This window comes from Mycobacterium sp. D16Q16 (genome assembly GCF_002013745.1).
Classification (GTDB): Bacteria; Actinomycetota; Actinomycetes; order Mycobacteriales; family Mycobacteriaceae; genus Mycobacterium.
Genome location: NZ_MAEY01000006.1, coordinates 78,049 through 96,680, shown reverse-complemented (window position 1 = coordinate 96,680; position 18,632 = coordinate 78,049). Strand labels below are relative to the sequence as shown.

At 65.3% G+C, this 18,632-nt stretch carries 16 protein-coding genes; 6 read left to right on the top strand and 10 right to left on the bottom strand.

What is annotated here, in order from left to right; genetic code table 11:
• Window positions 1–29: 29 nt before the first annotated feature.
• The 3 genes from B4394_RS09120 to B4394_RS09110 all read left to right on the top strand — a co-directional run bounded on the left by B4394_RS09120 (window position 30) and on the right by B4394_RS09110 (window position 2,990).
• Complete coding sequence (locus B4394_RS09120) at window positions 30–938, top strand: ParA family protein (protein ID WP_212566664.1); 909 nt, start codon at window positions 30–32, stop codon at window positions 936–938.
• A 64-nt stretch (window positions 939–1,002) separates the two neighbouring features.
• The gene (locus tag B4394_RS09115; protein ID WP_078312426.1) at window positions 1,003–1,986 is read left to right on the top strand and encodes a ParB/RepB/Spo0J family partition protein; all 984 of its coding nucleotides are present in this window, start codon (window positions 1,003–1,005) and stop codon (window positions 1,984–1,986) included.
• Between the two features lie 254 nt (window positions 1,987–2,240).
• Entirely contained in the window at window positions 2,241–2,990 is a 750-nt protein-coding gene (locus B4394_RS09110; protein WP_078312425.1) for an acetyltransferase, read from the top strand.
• Between the two features lie 21 nt (window positions 2,991–3,011).
• Here B4394_RS09110 and B4394_RS09105 read toward each other — a convergent pair whose 3' ends face one another.
• On the bottom strand, window positions 3,012–3,938 hold the full coding sequence (locus B4394_RS09105) for an MBL fold metallo-hydrolase (RefSeq protein ID WP_078312424.1): 927 nt from the start codon (window positions 3,936–3,938) through the stop codon (window positions 3,012–3,014).
• 23 nt (window positions 3,939–3,961) lie between these two features.
• Window positions 3,962–4,603, bottom strand: a complete 642-nt coding sequence (locus tag B4394_RS09100; protein WP_078312423.1) for a TetR/AcrR family transcriptional regulator — start codon at window positions 4,601–4,603, stop codon at window positions 3,962–3,964.
• A gap of 141 nt (window positions 4,604–4,744) precedes the next feature.
• On the opposite strand from B4394_RS09100, the gene B4394_RS09095 reads away from it, so the two are divergent.
• The 3 genes from B4394_RS09095 (at window position 4,745) to B4394_RS09085 (ending at window position 7,456) form a co-directional block, all read left to right on the top strand.
• On the top strand, window positions 4,745–5,593 hold the full coding sequence (locus B4394_RS09095) for a hypothetical protein (RefSeq protein ID WP_078312422.1): 849 nt from the start codon (window positions 4,745–4,747) through the stop codon (window positions 5,591–5,593).
• Between the two features lie 73 nt (window positions 5,594–5,666).
• Window positions 5,667–7,232, top strand: coding sequence for a cytochrome P450 (locus B4394_RS09090; protein ID WP_078312470.1), 1,566 nt, complete (start codon window positions 5,667–5,669; stop codon window positions 7,230–7,232).
• 2 nt (window positions 7,233–7,234) lie between these two features.
• Window positions 7,235–7,456 (top strand): ferredoxin, encoded by a 222-nt coding sequence (locus B4394_RS09085; RefSeq protein ID WP_078312421.1) that lies wholly within the window; start codon window positions 7,235–7,237, stop codon window positions 7,454–7,456.
• Here the strand turns inward: B4394_RS09085 and B4394_RS09080 are convergent.
• The 8 genes from B4394_RS09080 to B4394_RS09045 form a co-directional block, all read right to left on the bottom strand.
• A complete protein-coding gene (locus B4394_RS09080) occupies window positions 7,453–8,640 on the bottom strand; it encodes an N-acetylmuramoyl-L-alanine amidase (protein WP_078312420.1) in 1,188 nt (395 codons plus the stop codon). The genes B4394_RS09085 and B4394_RS09080 overlap by 4 nt on opposite strands.
• Before the next feature lie 135 nt (window positions 8,641–8,775).
• Window positions 8,776–9,105 carry a thioredoxin gene (trxA, locus tag B4394_RS09075; RefSeq protein ID WP_078312419.1) on the bottom strand — a complete coding sequence of 110 codons (330 nt, stop codon included), beginning with the start codon at window positions 9,103–9,105 and terminating at the stop codon, window positions 8,776–8,778.
• A 30-nt stretch (window positions 9,106–9,135) separates the two neighbouring features.
• Entirely contained in the window at window positions 9,136–10,113 is a 978-nt protein-coding gene (trxB, locus tag B4394_RS09070) for a thioredoxin-disulfide reductase (protein ID WP_078312418.1), read from the bottom strand.
• 129 nt (window positions 10,114–10,242) lie between these two features.
• Window positions 10,243–11,136: an RsmA family anti-sigma factor gene (locus B4394_RS09065; protein ID WP_078312417.1), complete on the bottom strand. Its 894-nt coding sequence runs from the start codon at window positions 11,134–11,136 to the stop codon at window positions 10,243–10,245.
• A gap of 85 nt (window positions 11,137–11,221) precedes the next feature.
• The gene (sigM, locus tag B4394_RS09060; RefSeq protein ID WP_139360072.1) at window positions 11,222–11,806 is read right to left on the bottom strand and encodes an RNA polymerase sigma factor SigM; all 585 of its coding nucleotides are present in this window, start codon (window positions 11,804–11,806) and stop codon (window positions 11,222–11,224) included.
• 248 nt (window positions 11,807–12,054) lie between these two features.
• Complete coding sequence (locus B4394_RS09055; RefSeq protein WP_078312416.1) at window positions 12,055–15,483, bottom strand: lipid II flippase MurJ; 3,429 nt, start codon at window positions 15,481–15,483, stop codon at window positions 12,055–12,057.
• Window positions 15,471–17,762 carry a DUF6049 family protein gene (locus B4394_RS09050; protein WP_078314816.1) on the bottom strand — a complete coding sequence of 764 codons (2,292 nt, stop codon included), beginning with the start codon at window positions 17,760–17,762 and terminating at the stop codon, window positions 15,471–15,473. Before B4394_RS09050 ends, B4394_RS09055 begins: the two co-directional genes overlap by 13 nt.
• Window positions 17,759–18,571, bottom strand: coding sequence for an NUDIX hydrolase (locus tag B4394_RS09045; RefSeq protein WP_139360058.1), 813 nt, complete (start codon window positions 18,569–18,571; stop codon window positions 17,759–17,761). The genes B4394_RS09050 and B4394_RS09045 overlap by 4 nt, the downstream gene beginning before the upstream one ends.
• Between the last annotated feature and the right edge of the window lie 61 nt (window positions 18,572–18,632).

Sequence of the window (18,632 nt, the reverse complement as noted above, 5' to 3'; positions counted from 1 at the left end):
GCGACGATGTTTCACGTGAAACCGGCGCAGTGGGTGACGGCCACCGATCGCCCACCAACTTCGAGGAGTCGGAGACTCCCATCGGTGCGGCCGCTCAGCGCGCGACCCAAATCAAGCAAGGATCGGTGCGACTTCCGAAGCCGGCGCATCGCAGGATGCTGACGATCGCCAACCAGAAGGGTGGCGTCGGGAAGACCACGACCGCGGTGAACCTCGCCGCGGCGATGGCGATGCAGGGGCTCAATGTTCTGGTGATCGACCTCGATCCCCAGGGCAACGCCAGCACAGCGCTGGGCGCGGATCACCGTGCGGGCACCCCGTCCTCTTACGAGGTTCTCCTCGGCGAGATCCCCATCAAGGACGCCATTCAATCCAGCCCGCAGAGCGAGCACCTGTTCTGCGTCCCGGCGACGATCGACCTCGCCGGCGCGGAGATCGAGTTGGTCTCGATGGTCGCTCGTGAAGGACGGCTGCGCGGTGCGATCGCCGGGCTGCCCGCCGACGCCTTCGACTTCGTCTTCATCGACTGCCCGCCGTCTCTGGGTCTGTTGACGGTCAACGCGCTCGTCGCCGCGAACGAAGTGCTGATCCCCATCCAGTGCGAGTACTACGCACTCGAGGGTGTGGGGCAGCTGCTGCGCAACATCGAACTTGTCCAGGCGCACCTGAATCCCGCGCTGCATGTCTCGACGATTCTGCTGACCATGTATGACGGCAGGACCAAGCTCGCGGATCAGGTGGCAGATGAGGTGCGTAGTCACTTCGGCCCGAAGGTGCTGGGCTCGGTCATCCCGCGCAGCGTCAAGGTGTCCGAGGCGCCGGGATACGGGACCAGTGTCCTCGAGTACGACCCGGGTTCACGTGGTGCGCTGAGTTACCTGGATGCCGCGCGTGAACTCGCGCAGCGCCCGAGCCCGTCGGCGAGTGATCCGCAATGAGCGGCGTGCGCTACGGGAAGATGATCACGTGTACCGAGTGGATGCGAAAAGGGAGAAGTAACCGATGAGTCAGTCGCCAGCATCACGGCGTAAGGGCGGACTCGGCCGAGGCCTGGCATCCCTGATCCCGACCGCACCGGTCGACGGCTCGCCCACCCCGTCGGGCCCACGGTTGGGCGACGCGGCGGCCGATGTGGTCATCGGTGGCGGGCCCACGGCTCCGGCGGCGCCATCGGTCGATATCGGCGCGGTCTACCGCGAGATCCCGGTGACGGCCATCAAGCCCAATCCCAAGCAGCCGCGCCAGGTGTTCGACGAGGAGGCGCTCGCCGAGCTGGTCCACTCCATCCGCGAGTTCGGCGTGATGCAGCCGATCGTGGTGCGCGTGGCTGAGGGCGGCGACTATCAATTGGTCATGGGGGAGCGGCGGTGGCGCGCCACCCAACAGGCGGGCCTGGACACCATCCCGGCGATCGTCCGCGAGACGGCCGATGACAATCTGCTTCGCGATGCACTGCTCGAGAACATCCATCGGGCACAGCTGAACCCCTTGGAAGAGGCCGCTGCCTACCAACAGCTTCTCGATGAGTTCGAAGTAACGCACGAGGAACTGGCCGCCCGGATCGGCCGGTCGCGACCGGTGATCTCCAACATGATCCGACTGCTGCGTCTGCCCATCGCGGTACAGCGCAGGGTCGCGGCGGGTGTGCTGTCGGCCGGACATGCGCGTGCGCTGCTCGCCCTCGATGGTGGAGCCGAGGCGCAGGAGGAGCTCGCCGCCCGGATCGTGGCGGAGGGGATGTCGGTGCGTGCCGCGGAGGAGGCGGTGACGCTGGCGAACCGCAGCGATGCCCCCAAGCCGGCTCCGCGTCGCAAGCCGATCCAGATGCCGGGTCTTCAGGATGTCGCCGAGCGACTGTCGGGTACCTTCGACACCCGTGTGACGGTGAGCCTGGGGAAGCGCAAGGGCAAGATCGTCGTCGAGTTCGGTTCGGTCGAGGATTTGCAGCGAATTGTCGACATGATGTCCGGCGAGGCCACGTCCTAACCCACAGGGGAAAAACGTCACAGTGACGTGAAGCCCGCCAAAATCCGGCCAAGTCGCGAAAGCGGTTGGTAAATAAGGGTTTTCGGCGCTGCGGGGCGGCCCTTTGCTCGGCCGCGGCTCCGGTGACGGTTTCGGCGCAGCACGACGGGGCCGGCGGGTGCCAAACCAGAAATTTCGCATATCCTTGAGGGGTTGCCGGACGCATGAGGCGTACCGCGCACCATGTTGACCAGACGTGGAGGCGTACAAGACCAGTGTCGGCTCGGATCGTTCCTTTGCGGCTCGATGGTTTCGAGCAGCTGCCCAAGCACGCCCGGCGGTGTGTCTTCTGGGAAGTGGACCCCGCTACCGTCGGAGATGGTCAGCACCTGTCGGACCCCGAGTTCGAGAAGGAAGCGTGGCTGTCGATGGTCATGCTCGAGTGGGGATCGTGCGGTCAGGTCGCGGTCACCGGCCCGCCATCTCGACAGTCCACCGTGGGGTACGCGTTGTACGCACCGCCCGGTGTGGTGCCGCGAGCTCAGTTGTTCCCCACGGCCCCGGTCAGCGCGGATGCAGTCCTGCTGACTTCCCTGGGGGTGGAGCCCGGGCATGAATCAGACGGATTGCCGCACAGCATCATCGCCAACGTCGTCGCCGAGTTGGTGCGTCGTGGCGTGCGGGCACTGGAGGCGTTCGGCCGGACCAATGAGGCGCTGGAATTGTGCGAAGGTCCAGGGTCGGATCCTCTTCGCCCGCGAGGCTCAACGACGGCCAGATTCGCCGACGCCGCAGATGTGTTGGGCGAGTGCACCATCGAGCAGTGCATGATCGACGTGGATTTCCTGAAGGATGTGGGCTTCACCGTGGTGGCGCCCCACCAGCATTTCCCGAGACTGCGATTAGAGCTCGACCGCGGGCTCGGTTGGAAGGCCGACGTGGAGGCCGCGCTGGAGCGGCTGCTGGAATCCGTGCAGATTCCGCAGCCCGCCGGGGCGGGACCCGTGGTGGGCGCCGCGTTCTAGCGGACACGCCAAGGCACCGACTTACCGCATGGCCTGCGGGCCGTCCCATTCGAACGCGGTACCGCTCCGACGGACACCGAGCGGTAGATGTGCCGGGAAGTGCGCCGTGAGAAGTTGAAGGCCCTCATCGGCGCACCGCCCCAGCAGTGAGCGACGTGCGGCGATGCCCATGAGCGGATCGGCATCCGCGAAAAAGGGCAGATCTGGAAACTGCGCCTGCATGGGGTGGTGCAGTGCGTCGCCGGCGATGATTACACCGGCGTCTGGGGTGCTGATCTCGATGGCGAGGTGTCCGGGCGTGTGTCCGGCGGCGTCCAGGGCGGTGATGCGGGTAGCGCCGTGGGTGTGGATCTGATGACCTGGCTGGACAAGAACGTGTGTTGCGTGTTCGAGGACCGGAAGCACACTGTCCTGATAGACCCAGCCGCCGCCGTCGGTCCACTGCTCCGTCGGAGCCGATTCCCACTGTGTCTGAATGTATTTCAGCTCAGTGGAATCGAAGAGGTAGGTGGCGTTCGGGAAAGTCGGCCGCCAGGTGCCCTGGGTCAATCGCGTGTTCCACCCGCAATGGTCCAGATGAAGATGGGTGTTGATGACGATGTCGACATCGTCGGGATCGAATCCCGCCCGCGTGAGGCGGGTCAGGTAGTCGGTATCGAGCATGTGCAGGTCCAGGAAGAAGGGCCGATTCTTGTGATTGCCCGAGCAGGTGTCGACGACCACCACCGCATCGCCTAACTCGATGACGTAGTTGTGGATGGAGAAGATCAGCTGGGTACCGTCCTCCGAGACAGCCGTGGGTGCGTAGGCTGCCCGGGCGAAGGCGAACTGCCCTGCGCTGATGGCCGGATACCAATCACGTGGCGGGATGGGCCACACCGCGCGCTCGGTCAGCTGCGTGATGGTCGCGTCGCCGACGGTGAAAGTGTTCACAGCCGCGGAAAACACTCACCGGTAGGGGCGTATTCCCCTCAGGGTGCGATACCGCGGCATACGAGGTCGGCGGTGGCGCGAACTCTCGCTGCGAGAATGTCCTGGTCGGGTTCATGCCCGTAGCGGGCAAGGATGCCCAGCGGAATCCCGGCCACCGAATCTGCGACGGCCTCGATGTCAATATCTGCTCGGACATAACCGGATTCGATGCCATCGCGCAATAGGCCGGCGAGAACCGAAGCCCCGGCGTCGAATACGCGGCAGAACTGCGCGGTCATCTCCGCATCCACCGCGGCGCCCTGCTGCAGCATCAAGCGTGACAGACGTGGATCGGCGACCACCATGCCGATATACGCAAGCCCGAGATTAACTGCGAAATCATGGAATTCGTCGAGCGACGTGATGCTGCCGGGCAGCGTACGACTGAGAGTTTCGATGGTGCGCTGTGTGGCGTGCTGGACAACATGCTCAAGGATGTCGCGCTTGTTGGTGAAGTATCGATAGAACATCGAGTGCCCTGTGCCCAGCCGCTCCGCAATATGCGCGATGGACGTCTGGTGATATCCGCGTTCGGAGAACTCCGCCAGGGCGGCCTCGACCACCTCTTCTTTGACGAGCTCGCTGCGGCGGGCGCGCTGCCGATCGGCCATCCGGATCGGCGATCCCGAGGGGTCCACCATGCGGCCGAGGATAGCCGACTACCGCGGCACCGGGCCAGCCATGTCCTTCAACGGAATGATTTGTCTTGAAATAATTGACTTGTTCTCAAACAAGACACTACTGTCCGAAATGGATCTGTAGGCGGCGGCGAGAGGACACTTGTGATCACACGGTTGAGCGCGGGCGCGCAGTGGGGTTTGCCCCCGGTCATTCATGGCGAGCCGTGGTGGGCGTGGGTAGTTGTCGCCGTACTCGTTGCGTGCCTGGCGATCTCGCTTGTCTGGGTGGCCTGGATGACCTTCCGTGGGCATGAAGACGCCTTGATGTACTGGCTCATCATGCTCAGCGGGGTGACGATCTTGCCGTACTTCGTCGAGCCATGGCTCGACGTCATCGGCGCCACCACCTACATGACCAACGTCCTGCCGTACGTCACCATTGCCGACCGGCCGTTACCGATCTTCGTTCCCCTGGTGTGGGTGGGCACAGCGCCCACAGCGTTGGTGGTGTACGAGATGATCAAGAAGGGCTGGGCCGCTTGGACGCTCATCGCATTCGCGGTGGTGTTCGGAATTGCCGAGTGCATCGGCGAGATGGTCAACAGTCATTTCGGCCTGATGCACTACTACAGCAACAACGCGCTGGTCCTCGGTGTGCCGCTGCCCAGTCTGGTGCAAAACGGCGGATTCTTGGTCATCATTGCCTGGGCACTCGTCGTTCTACGTCCCCATATGCGCGGATACCGTTGGGCGATGATCCCGTTCGTTGCCCCTGCCGCGTATCTGGCCTACACGATCATCTGTACGCTGCCGAACTATTTCGCGATTCACCTGGGGCTTGGGCCCGGGCCGTCATGGGCGCTGGCCATCCTGTCTACGGCGCTCAATCTCCTGGCTGTCGTGATGGTGGCGTACTCGACGACATGTCAGCGCTATCGCGACGAGGTTGGGGCGAGGGTGTTGGGACCGGCGCATGGCGCGCCCGTCAGACAGGCTGTTCCGGCAGCGTGATCGAACTCCGGAAAAGGAACCGATGAACATGCCGCAGCCATCGCTGGACCCGACCCCGGCCGGGGCCTGTCCCATGGAGACGCGCGCCTCCACCCAAACGCGAAGTCCCGCAGTGGGCCAGGGCCTACCACGCGAACTGGCGGGGCAGTGGGGGCCGCTGCCGATGAACCCGACGGTGCGCGAAGTCAACGAGATCGGCAGGGCTCAGGGGAGATTCGCGTCTTTGCGGCACGACCCGTGGTGGATGACCCGCGCAGGGATACCGCTGGCATCCAGTGCAGTCCGGGGTGTGGGGAGCTCTGCGCTGACCCCACCCGGCCCAGTTGGCCGGCCCATGGTGGGCAGTGTCGTGGAGATGCGGCGGGAACCTTTCGAGTTCTTTCGCCGCTGCGCCCGCTCGTACGGCGATATCTATCGTGTCCCATTTCCGTTGGGCGGCAGCATTGTCGTGGTAAATCATCCGGACTACGCCAGCCAGGTGATGGATGATCCGGTGGGCCGTTACAGCATGATCGGACCGGGCCAGGCGGCAATGGGCATGATCGGCGCGGCGATTCCGATGTTGGAGGGGGAGAAGTTCCGGCAGCGGCGCCGGATGCTCATGCCGATGTTCGGCCGCCGCCACCTGGCACGGGTGGCCGAGGTGATTGCCGACGAGTTTGTCACCCGAGTCGACCGGTGGTCACGGTGGGTCGACACCGGCCAGGCGGTGGATCTGCAGCATGCCATCGCGCAGGTCACCTTGCCGGCGTTCCTCCGCGCGATGTTCTCCTCGGCGATTACCGAGCGGGAGATCCACGAAACCGATGTTGACTTAAGAACTTTCATGTCGCTGATGGCCTCGGTGACGCTGATGAGTCCCCTGCCGCGACTGTTCCCCTTGCCGGGACGGGAAACCGCTCCCAGATCCATGTGGCGATTGCGACGCCTGACGAAGCGGCTGATCGAGGAGCGTCGCCGGAATCCTGTCGAGACACCGGACCTGTTGAGCCTGTTGTTGGAGGCCACCTACGATGACGGAAGTCCCTTGTCCGAACGGGATCTCAGTATGGAACTGATGATCTTGATGGCGGGTGGATATGAAACGGTGGTGGCGTCGCTGTCGTGGACGCTCGCGCTACTGCTGGCGCACCCCGATCACCTCGGGCGGCTGTACGCAGAGGTCGACTCCTTGCACGGTGCACTTCCAACCCCGGACGATCTGTTCAAGTTGTCTTGGGCGAAGGCGTGTTTCGACGAGGGACAGAGACTGCAGGGTCACCCACTCAATCCAAGATTCGCGATGGAGGATGACGTGATAGGCGGGTACTTCATTCCGCGGCACACCATCGTCGGGCCGTCGCTGTACTCGATGCATCGAGATCCGCGATGGTGGGTGGACCCCGACTCCTACGACCCCAACCGATTCATGGACGAGGCGCTCGCCAAGCAACGGCCAAGACTGGCGTTCATGCCATTCGGATCGGGTAGGCACCACTGCCTGGGCACCGGCATGGCGTACATGAATGCACAGTTCTTGCTGGCAGTCATTTTCCAGAGATATCGTTTGACGCTGCCGAAGGGGTGGAAACCTAAGCACCACTTCAACTTCTCGGTGACTCTGGACGGCGGACTGCCCGTCACGCTCACGAGGGCGTGAGTATGAGCACGCCCGGTGACGGGTTTACCGTGACCATTGATCAGGATTTATGCATGGGGTCGGGATATTGCATCGCCCAGCACCCGGAATTGTTCGAGGCGGATGCGGACGGTACTGCCATCCCACGCAGCGCCGGGGCGTTAGGTGCGGATCAGGCGGAGCAAGCCGCCGCAGCGGCTCACGTCTGCCCGGCGAGCGCCATCGAGGTGCGGCGCGAGAATTAGCTTCCGGCGGACAGCTCGTGGGCCAATAATTCGTCGAAAGTGAATGTGCCCGTGGGTCTGTCGTTCTTGCCGAGTAGGTACACACGTTTGACCGCCGCCAGAATCGACTCGGCGACGACATCGCGGTAGTGCGCGGCGCTGAGGATGGAGACGTCATTCGGCGAGGTGATGTATCCGATGTCCACCTGCACGGTGGGCATTCGGGTGAGACGCAGCAGGTCCCAGGTGCGGCCGTGCGCGCGACAGTCACGTAACCCGGTGCGCGCCGCTACTTCTCGCTGAATGAAGTCGGCCAGCATGTGTCCGATGGTGGACACCGAGCCGTGCAGGTTGCCAAAGTGGTAGGACGCGACGCCGCTGGCCGCGACCGTGGGCTGCGAGTCGAAGCGCAGGCTGATCATCAGATCGGCGCCCACATTGTTGGCGTAGGTGGCGCGCTCGATGTCGGTGGGGTTGTTCTGGATGGCGCGCGAGATGTAGGTGTCCATCCCGATGGCGGTCATCCGTCCTTCGAGGCGGCTTGCCAAGTCCCACAGCATGTCAGCTTCGCTGGTCGGGCCCTCGCGACCGGGCACGATGACGCCGCGGTCGATTCCGCCGAGACCAGGGTCGATCACGATGCGCTTTCCCGACAGTTGCGGACCGGCGTTACGGACGTGCTCGGTCTCGCGAATGGCGTGCGCAGATCCACCGGTCACGTGACGGCCCAATAACTGGAAGGAGCGCAGGGTCTCCGGTCCACAGATACCGTCGGCGGTCATGCCGTACTCGCGCTGGTACGACATGAGTGAGTTGTAGGTCTGCAGGCCGAAGTTGCCGTCGACCAGGCCGGTGTAGAAGCCCAGATCTTGCAGACGCTTCTGCAGGGTCGCGACATCGTCGCCGTACATGGGCGCCGAGAACTGGTGGAAAAGGGTGCGCGCGCCGAGACGGTAAGAGGCTTCCTTGAGGGTGCGATAGGTCGCGGCACCGACAATGCCGTCGACCAGCAGGCCGCGGCGCTGCTGGAATGCCCGGACGGCGTCGTCCAACGTCGCATCGAAGTGGTCGACCACGACGTGCCGGCCGGTCGCCAGGATCTCATCCGGGTCCTCCAGGAACCCGAGTGCGGTGAGCACCTCGCGCACCTCGGTGACGGCCGGGCCTCGATCGCCGTGGCGAATGTTCGACGCGCCTGTCGTCATACTCCGCCTTTCACAAGAAACCGCACGACCATCGAACAGACAGCGGGTGCCCGTCGTCTGGACCGCAATATTGTCTCAGATGCCTAGGCGATGGGCGAAACTCTCGGCCCTGTCGAGCGTGCGGTGTTGGGCCGGTTAGACGACCCCATCCAGCTCACGCAGCAACGCCGACTTGCTCTTGGCACCGACGATACGCTTGGTCGCCTCACCATTCTGGAACAGGATCAGCGTCGGGATCGAGGTCACCTGGAACGCGCGAGCGGTCTCCGGGTTGGCGTCCACGTCCAGCTTGGCGATGGTGAGCGCATCACCGTGGTCCTTAGCGATCTCCTCGAGCACGGGGGCCACCATCTTGCAGGGCCCGCACCATGTCGCCCAGAAGTCCACCAGCACGGGCTTGTTGCTGGAGACGACATCCTCCTGGAACGAATCGTCGGTGACGGTAACGGTCGCGTGGTCGCTCATAGTTCTCCTTGTGATCAGTGGCGGTGAGGCTTAAGCCTCGATGAGGGTCTGGGAATGCGCCGTCTCGGCAAGCCATCGCTCGGCGTCAATGGCTGCGGCACAACCACTTCCGGCCGCGGTAACGGCCTGACGATAGGTGCGGTCGACGAGGTCGCCCGCAGCGAACACACCCTCTAGTGAGGTGTAGGTGCTTCTGTCCCGCACCAGCACGTATCCGTCGGGATCAACATCGACGATGTCACGGACTAGTTCGCTGCGCGGGTCGTGTCCGACCGCGACGAACATACCGGTGACAGGCAGCTGCGAGGATTCCCCGGTCACCGCGTTCTCCAGCTTGAGCCCGGTCACTGAATCGGTGCCCTCGACACCGGCGATCTTGGTGTTGGTGAGGACGTTGATCTTGGGATCCGCGTAAGCGCGCTCCAGCATGATCTTGGAGGCGCGGAACTCGTCGCGGCGGTGGATGAGTGTCACACTGCGGGCAAACCGTGTGAGGAATGTCGCTTCTTCCATCGCCGAATCGCCGCCGCCGATGACGGCGATGTCCTGATCCTTGAAGAAGAAACCGTCACAGGTGGCACACGAGCTCACCCCGCGGCCCAGGAGGGCTTCTTCGCCCGGTACACCCAGATACCGCGGTGCGGCGCCCATGGCCAGGATGACGGCCCGGGAACGGTAAACCTCGCTACCGACGGTGACGGTCTTCACCGGACCTCGCAGGGACACCTCGTCGACGTCCTCGGTGCGCAGGTCGGCGCCGAAGCGGATGGCCTGTTCACGCATCTGATCCATGAGATCGGGCCCCATGATGCCCTCGCGGAAGCCGGGGTAGTTCTCGACCTCGGTGGTGGTCATCAGTGCACCGCCGAACTGGGTGCCTTCGAAGACGACCGGTTTCAGCTGGGCACGGGCTGCGTAGACCGCCGCGGTGTAGCCGGCGGGTCCGGAGCCGATGATGATGAGCTCGTGGACGTCCGATTCGGACTCGGCCGATACAACCTCCGACATGCGGTTCCCTTCTGATCCGATCTGAGTCCCTGTTCCACACAAGGCCCTGCGAGTGCTGAAACAACAGCCTAGAGCGGGATGTTCCGCACCGGACGGGGCGGTGGGAGATAACGCCGGGCGGGACGGGTTCTATCGTTCGGGTGTCGCGCCGATCCGGGTCTGGGCCACCCGCTGCGGATCGGACTGGGTGCATCCTGGCCGCACGGCCACGGCCAACAGCTCGCCCGGACGTTCGGCCGGCAGCACCATCAGCACCGCGGGACCGTCGATGTCCAGCGTCTGCGCGCCGAGAACGGGCGTCGAAGCGGAGAAGCCGAGGCCGGTGAGGCAGGAGGCGCGCCGCGAGGCGTCTTCAAGATCGCCGAACGCGGGGGTGCGGCCGACGAGCGCGGTGATTTCGTTGCCGGAGATCGGGAACGATGCCCCACCGAGTGCGCTTTGTGCGGGCAACTCCGGCGCCGCGGGGGCGCCCGTCTTGGGCGCGATTTGTTGCGATAGCGATGGACCCACGGCGGTGGTGGCCTCGGAGGCACGGTGATTGTTCTGCGCGACCACGGTGATGGTGATGGCAACGCAGGCGGCGGCCAACCCGGCGCTGGAGTATGCGATCCAGCGACGCTTTGCCGCGGGGCGTCGGCGATGGTCCAGTGGGACCGGGCCGGTCACCAGATTGTGACGGGGGTCGACGGGCCGAATGGCATGCGCAGCTACCGCGGGCAACGTCGACTCGGCCGACTCGGCGTGCAACGCGGCAACGATGTTGTCGACGACGGCCCCGGGCACATCGGGTGCGGGACTCTCCATCCACGCCACCAGGTCGGCACGCACCTGATCTAGGGCGGCGAGCGCCGTGCGTGCGTCCGGATCTTGCTCTGCCCGTTGCCGAAGTACCTCGGCGTCGCCGGCGTCATAGACGCCGGCTTGCAGGTCGGCCAGGACCTCGAGTGACAGCGGTACCTCGGCGAGGTTCACCATGTCGAGGTTACCTTCGCTTTCGGGGCTGTCCGGGGTGCTGCTGACCATTTGAGTTCATTGTTCCCATATCCAGCTACCGCTGGCCACGCCAGTTGCCCAATTGGTAGGCGGATCGTGACACGGTGGCACACGGCTAGTAGTTGATGGTTTCCGGTTCGACGGAGCCGGCTTTGTCGAGATAGTGCAGGGCCACGGCCAGACGTGCGCGTGCTCGCGCACAGCGGCTCTTTACCGTTCCCTCGGGCACACCGAGCAGCTCAGCGGCATCGGCCACCGAGTATCCCTGCATATCGACTGCTATGACCGCGGCGCGTTGCTCGGCAGGCAGTCGTAGCAGGGCTTTCTGGATGACGATCGAGGTATCGATATTGGTCGAAGGGTCGTCGAGGGTGTAGACATCCTCTTCGAGTTCGATCGGGCTGTGCGTCTTGGTGCGACGCAGACGGTCCAGACAGGCGTTCACGACAATGCGATACAGCCAGCTGGTAACGGCGGCGTCATTGCGGAAATTGGCGGCCCCGCGGTGCGCGGACAGCATCGCCTCCTGGAGTGCATCGGCAGCATCCTCGGGGGTGCGGCTGGTGGCCCGCGCCAGTCGGTAGAGCCGACGGTGGTGACGACGGAACAGCTGTTCAAAGGCAGAAGGATCGCCGGCGACATGGGCAGCCAACAACTCGGCGTCCGAGTGCTGAGGAGTCGTGAGAACCCCCTGAACCATGCTCACACGCGCACAGTAATCAAAATGGGGGGTGGCGTCGACCACGAGCCAAACTCATAGCAAACTGCTATACAACTTTCAACTATCTGTAGCTGTGATTTGCGTAACTGAACAACATGAACGGCATTTCAGCAGCCAAATTCGAGGTTGCCATCGGGTTTCAACTACCGCGAAAAATATAGGGCAGAAATTGCGGAGCCGTACTGAAAACCGTTCGGTAACTCCTCGACTGTCAGGCGATCCCGCAGCTAGGAAGCAGTGGTGACCGTGATTTCGCCGATTTCCGCGTGGTGATCACCGTTGGTGGAACCCAGCTTGTTGATCCAGACCAGCACATGAGAGACCTGCGAGCTGCTGGTGATCGGAATCGTTGTTTTGCCGGACTGCAGGGTGGTGGTAGCGGAGATCTCCTTGGTGTCGTTGAGGGAGCCGGGCGTAGCCGAGTCGGCGGAACGAATCTGCACTTGTGTTCCGACACTGTGAGATTCGATGGTCACGCTGCTCAGAGCGCTCGCGGACTGCAGATCGAGCAATAAGCCCACACCGGGCTTGAAGAGCACCGGGAAGGGATCGGCATCGGTGTAGGTGTCGGTTGCCCACGATGTGGAAGCATTGCCGTCCACGGCCAGACCTGCCTTGCCGGGCTGATCGGCGTCGGGGCCGGGAGGGAACACGGTCGCTTGCACAATCTTGGCTGGGCTACCTGGCTTGGTGGTGTCGCCGTTGGACGACTGGGTGGGTAATCCGATCCCGATGTTGATCTTGTCCAGGGGACCGACGTCGCCGAAGATCCGCGTGACCCAGACACCCAGTGCGATGCACAGGGAGATGACGAGAACGCCGACCACGCCGAGCCCGATCAGGAAGATCTTGCGGTGGCGTGCCGCTTCTTCCGGGTCCTCGTCCTCGAGATCTTCGTCATCTTCGTCGGCGTCCTCCGGACCAGGGAACCCCTGGGTCCGGCCGACGTTCAGCGCCTGAGTGGGCGCCGCGGCGGCGGGCTCCAGCATGGTGGTGTGATCGACGCTCGCGATGGCTGATTCCAGTCTGTCGAGTAGGTCTGCGGCAGAGCCGGGATCATCGCTCAGCGCGCGCGCGGCCACATCGGAGATCTCCGTGGGGACCGTCGGCACAATGATCCGTGCCTCCACGGGCAGACCGTCGGGAGCCCGACTGGCACCGGGAAGGCCGCTCGGCTGGCCGGTTTCGGCCAGCGGCCAGCGGCGCGTGGTCAGCGCGTAGAGGGTGGCGCCGAGGCCATGAACGTCCTCGTCCGCGGTGGCCGAGGACAGGGTGGCGGGGAACGCGAGCACCGCGTCTCCGTCGATGCTGATACGCACGCGATCGGGGTGGTCGATGCTCAGGGCCGTCCCGGCCTCAAAGGCCGCGTCGGCAGCCTCTGCGAGGGATCTGACGGCCCGGCTGGCACCTACAGCGGACGGCTCAGTATCGGCGACCTCGCGCAGCGAACCGCCCCGGACCCACTGCGCGACGACGATGCCGCCGGTTCCCTCGCGCACGGCATCTAGCACCCGGGCCAGGCCCGCTGATCCAATCTTGCTGAGCCGCAGGGTATTGGAGAGGATGTCCTGCACCTGATCGGAGCTGAAGGTGGCGCCATCAATGATGGTGAGCGCCACCGGCCGATTGAGCTCGGTATCGGTGGCCTGCCAGAACTGCAGCCCGTCCGGGCCTCCGTGCGAGGTGAGCAGGCGGTAGCGGCCGCCCGCGATGCTGGCACCGGGCCTCACCGAGGTGGGTGCTGCACCCCCGGACGGGGACTGGGTGGAAACAGACCGGGTCGATGACCCTGGGGTGTCTGTCACGGCCCTGCCCTTTCTCGTATCAGCACCGCCCCCGTGCGCTGGTTTGTTTGCGGTTGTCGAGTCGTCGGCACCACCGCCGCCGACTCGATCACCCGAATCAGGGTACGGCAGGGATGCCGCCGGGGAGTTGCCCATGACCGAAGCGTGATCTTGGACGCCGGCCCCGAGTCGACCGCCCAGGCGGCGCTGCAGCACCGCGACGACGCTGAGTGCCTCCGGGAGCTTGACCACCACCATGAGTGCGAAGGTGACCGTGAGCATGACGGTGCCCAGGATGGCCAGCCGCAGGACCGAGCCCAGACCCCCGCCTGCCCGGGTGAGCAGGTCCAGATCGAATCCGCGGTCGACGCCCAGGCCGATGGCGGCCGCGGTCGCCGAGACGGCAAGGGTGACCAGCACCGTACGGGCCACGTCCGGACCGATGAGCGGTCCGGAGGCGCGCCCGATGCTTCGGCGCAACAACAGGTATCCACAGATGGCCCCCGCGACAAAGCCGAGGCCATTGGCGGCACCGAGATAACCCGCGACCAGGCTGGGGTCGTCGGTGAGGTGCGGGGCGATCACCGAGCCGACAATCTTCACCGCGGTGATCACGACGATCATCAGCGTGGGCGTCCACGCCTCGTGCCGCGCGTAGAACACCCGAAGTTGCAGCAGCACAAGGGCGTACGCGATAAGGGTGAAGGAGGAGAGCGAGATTGAGAGCCCAAGGTAGTGGGCGTTGCCGAGGGTGAAGTGCCCATAGGCGGAGAGTGCCGGCCCCATCGCCGGACCGCCGACGGTCATCACCGCCACGACCGGGATCAGCACGACCATCGTGAGCCGGGTGGCCAGCGACATGTCCCCAACCACGGCGGCGGTGTCCTTGGCGGCCGCGTTACGGCTGAGCCGTGGCATGACCGCGGTGAGAATGGTTACGCCGACCACCCCGTAAGGAAGCTGCAGGATCATCCAGGTCTGGTTGTAGATGATGGGGCCGGAATCGGCTGCGTGGGCGGCGATCCGGTTGGTGATGACGAATCCGAGCTGGCTGATTGCCACGTACGCGAACATGGCCGTGGCCATGCCGGCGAACTGTTTGAGCCTGTCGTCAATCCCCCACAGCGGTCGCAGGGGAATCCGCTGGCGCCGGATCGCCGGGATGAGCACCAGGGCCTGGGTCACCACGCCGAGTGTGGTGCCGATGCCGAGCACCAGGAGTTTCGGATCGCTCATCCGGGTTGGGTCGAGGGTGAGCTCACCGGGCATGAGCCAGAACAGAATCAGCGCGGCGATGGCGACGAGGTTGTTCCATACCGGCGCCCAGGCGGGGGGCCCGAACACATTGCGGGTGTTGAGGATCGCCATGAACACCGAGGACAGGCCGTAGAAGAAGATCTGCGGCAGAAGCAGATACGCCAGCGCGGTGGTCAGCGGCGTACTGACCTTCGGTTCGCCGCCGAGTAGCAGCGCGGCGAGCAGCGGTGCGGCCAGCACCGACAGCACCGTTGTCAGCAGTAGCAGCGTCGTGGCGATGGTCAGCAGCTTGCGGATGAAGGTCAGACCGCCGTCGGCGTCCTCCCGCTCGGCGCGGGTGAGCACCGGAATGAATATGGCGGTGAAGGTGGCCTCGAGCACCAGTGCGGCAATGATGTTGGGCAGCTGGTTGGCGGTCGAGAACGCGCTCGCGGACGCGGCGCCGAGCGCCGCGGTGATCAACAGCAGCTTGATGAAACCGGTGATCCGGCTGACCAGGGTGGCCACGGCCATCGAGCCCGAGTGGGCGACGACGGCCGCGTCGGAAAGCTCTTCGATCGTGTCGTCGGACTCGGGATCGGGGAGGGGGTCCAGGGGTTGTCTCACGGCTGCCACACGTCGTCGTCGCGATCCAGATCCGCCCGGTCCGGTTGGCCGCGGAACCGGTGCCACAGGCGCCGGCCCGTCAACGCGAAGAGCACCGTCGCGGCACTGATGGTGATGAAGAACAGCGGCTTGCCGTAGGCGTTGGAGTGCACGGAGAGACGTACCGGATCGCCCAGCGGCAGACCGTCGGGCGTATGCAGCGTGACGTCCACCGCCATGCGCTGGGACACGTTGACCTCGACGGGAACCTTCACGGGTAAGAAACCGGGCGGAATCTCTTGCACACCAACATCTGTCGCACTCATGCCGGCGGGTGTCTCGACACGGAGGGCGACTCTGATCGGTACCGGAAGCTCGTTGCGCAGCACCAATGGCAGCGGGCTGTGCTCGGTGGCCAGGGTGTAGGAACCTCCCGGATTGACGACGGTGACGGCGTTGAACAGGTCGCCGACCGTCCGGCGGATGGCGGAGAGCCGTTCCTGGGCGGTGTCGTCGCGCGCGTCCGGCGGCACGCTTTGGCTCACGGCGCGCAGGGCGTCCTGACGCAGCGGGTCGGTGTACTGGGCGCCGGTGAGCCCGGTACGAGCATCCACGGTCAAGGCGGCGGTCAGTCCCCACAGCCTCCGGACCTCGTCGCCCAGCGCCAGTGACACCCCATCGTCCACGGCACCGGGGGAATCCACTCCGAACGCGGTGTCCACCGGATTGGCCTGGGCGCCGGCGCGAGCCTCGCCGATGACCGTCGGCAGTGAGCGGGGTAGCGCGAGTCCGGCGTGCAGAAGTGTGGAGGTGGTGGACAGGATGGCGCGTGCCTCGCCGTCGGACAGGTCCCAGGTGGCGTCCGGCAGCAGAATCGTCTGGCGGGGAGTCTGCTGGGGAGTGAGCGCTTGCCAGGCCATCGCGCCGAGCGCGTCCTGCATCCGCGCCACGCGCGAATCATGTTGCAGGGTAAAGCGAAGTGACGTCGGCACGTATTCGGGGGTGGTGGGTGTGCGACCGGCGGCGCTCAGCGCGGCACCGACCGACGGGTCAAAGGGTGACGCGACGACGGTGTCGGACACGCGGCGTGCGTTGAAGTCGGGTGGCGTTTCCTGACCCGAGGGCAGGGCCGACACCGCGACGGTCGGCCCCAGTCCGGTGAGCAGGTCGATACCCGCCTTGGAGAGGTGGCTGTCGCCCAGCAGGGTGGCGCCGCGCAGGCTGTTGATTCCCAGAATTTGATCGAGCACATCGGCGGCACCCGTGGTGGCCTGGTGGGCGAGGCCTTCGTCGGCCATCTGCGCGACCGCGTCCAGACTGGCCTGCGCGTACGGCAGCGGTGTGATGCAGGTGTGCCTGGCCAACGCGCGCAGCCGGTCGAGCCATGCCGCGGCGAGTCCCTGCCCCGTGCCGGGGTGCACGGGACCGGCGGGATCGGCCGCGTTGTCGAGAACCTGGTAGCCCAGAGTCATTTCATTCACCGTGACCAGGAGGTCGGGGTCGACGGCCATGCAGACCGTACGGCCCAGATCTCCCTTGGGGTCGACTGCCGGTTCGGTCGCGAACTCCAGGGCGCCCAGCAGTGCGTCCAACCGGCCGCCGGGAGATAACGAGCGTTCCAGTTGATCGTCGAGCAGACGTATCGGCGTCGGTCCACCTGGCTGGCCGGGCACCAGCCGCGGCCGGTCGGCCAGGGGCCAGAGCAGAGTCAGACCCACGGGGCGAGAGGTGTCGGGGGCGACTTCGGGTTCGGAGGCAGCACCGGTCGGGGGTGGAACTCCGAGAACCGGGAGCAGAAAGCGGGCGTCGTCGAGCCGCGCCGGGGCCCCGTAGTCCGGGGTGCCGTTGACGTTCACCAGAGCCGGATAGACCCCTGGAGCGGTGATGTTCCAGGTCGGTCCGGTGCCTCCGCGCAGCGGGAAGGCAAGTGTGAAGGGGCGTTGCTGCCCCTGTGCGAGAGTCCCTGCGATAGTGACGAACTCGCCGACGGGCTGGTACTGGTCGTGGCGGCCGTGAAGACTGGCGCGCAGCTCGGAGCTGGTGGCGACCGCTTCGGCGCGTTCCAGCCGGACCACCACATCGGTGACCGGTCGGTCGCCGACATTGGTCACGGTGCCGCGCACTGTCACCATCGAATCGACGGTGGTGACGGTCTGCGGTGTCACCTCGTCGAGGACGACCTTGAGGAACTGCCCGTCGCGATAGGCATGCGCGCGGGGCGCGAACCATGGGGTGCCGAGCAAGACAAGCGCGAGGACGGCAAGTACTGCCGCCACACGCGTCGCGCTGCGATGCGTGAGTCGGGTCATTGTTGCGGACCGCGCCCGGTTCGCCGGCCCGGTGTCCTGTGGGTACTCGAGTGCGTTTGAGGTCGCCGTCGTGGCGTGGATTGGGGTAGGGGTGGCAGCGATTCGGGCCCCCCGGAGTGCAGTTTGTCGATGAGGTCGCCGGCCACCTCAGCCAGCCGTCGTTCGTCGGCGTACGCCAGACGGGTGGGCAGCTCGCCCAGGGGAACCCAGGCCACCTCGGTGACTTCGACATCGTCGTCGGACAGCTCGCCGCCCAGGGACCGCATCAGATAGTGATGCACGGTCTTGTGTACGCGGCGGCCCTCGGTGACAAACCAATAGTCGATGCTGCCGAGTGCAGCGAGCACGCTGCCGCGGATTCCGGTCTCCTCGGCGACCTCGCGGATCGCGGTCTGCTCGGCGGTTTCGCCCTGTTCGATATGGCCCTTGGGCAGTGACCAGAGCATCCGGCCGCGCCGGTCGGTGCGCCCGATCAGGGCCGCCACCTGGCCATCCTTGGGACCGTCGATGCCCGCGATGACCAGGCCACCGGCAGAGGTTTCACGGACCGTACGCAGCGAGACTCCTGCGCCGCCGCCTTTCGCCCGCCCACGGCCGCGGCCCTTTCCGCCGGTGGCAGCTGCCCCATTGGATTCGGAGGAAGCGCCAGCGGCAGGTGCGGCCGCCGGAGTGCCGGCGCCTTGCGCCCGGCCCTGTGCTCGGCCCTGCGATCGGTTGCGCCGACCACGGCGCGACCCTTTGCCGCGCGCTGAACCGTTGGGCTCGTCCGACGACCCACCCGTGCGGGAACCGCCGGAGGAGTCAGACACCCATGTGATAGTAGTTCCCGCTACTGAGAGCCCTATCGATACGCGCCGGTAGGCTGCCCGA

Bases quoted from the DNA above. Each gene is read 5' to 3' on its own strand.
- sigM (WP_139360072.1), bottom strand. From the start codon at position 11,806: ATGGTTCAGGGGGTTCTCACGACTCCTCAGCACTCGGACGCCGAGTTG.
- trxB (WP_078312418.1), bottom strand. From the start codon at position 10,113: ATGTCGGAGGTTGTATCGGCCGAGTCCGAATCGGACGTCCACGAGCTC.
- B4394_RS09065 (WP_078312417.1), bottom strand. From the start codon at position 11,136: ATGGTCAGCAGCACCCCGGACAGCCCCGAAAGCGAAGGTAACCTCGAC.
- trxA (WP_078312419.1), bottom strand. From the start codon at position 9,105: ATGAGCGACCACGCGACCGTTACCGTCACCGACGATTCGTTCCAGGAG.
- B4394_RS09085 (WP_078312421.1), top strand. From the start codon at position 7,235: ATGAGCACGCCCGGTGACGGGTTTACCGTGACCATTGATCAGGATTTA.
- B4394_RS09115 (WP_078312426.1), top strand. From the start codon at position 1,003: ATGAGTCAGTCGCCAGCATCACGGCGTAAGGGCGGACTCGGCCGAGGC.
- B4394_RS09100 (WP_078312423.1), bottom strand. From the start codon at position 4,603: ATGGTGGACCCCTCGGGATCGCCGATCCGGATGGCCGATCGGCAGCGC.
- B4394_RS09080 (WP_078312420.1), bottom strand. From the start codon at position 8,640: ATGACGACAGGCGCGTCGAACATTCGCCACGGCGATCGAGGCCCGGCC.
- B4394_RS09050 (WP_078314816.1), bottom strand. From the start codon at position 17,762: ATGACCCGACTCACGCATCGCAGCGCGACGCGTGTGGCGGCAGTACTT.
- B4394_RS09090 (WP_078312470.1), top strand. From the start codon at position 5,667: ATGGAGACGCGCGCCTCCACCCAAACGCGAAGTCCCGCAGTGGGCCAG.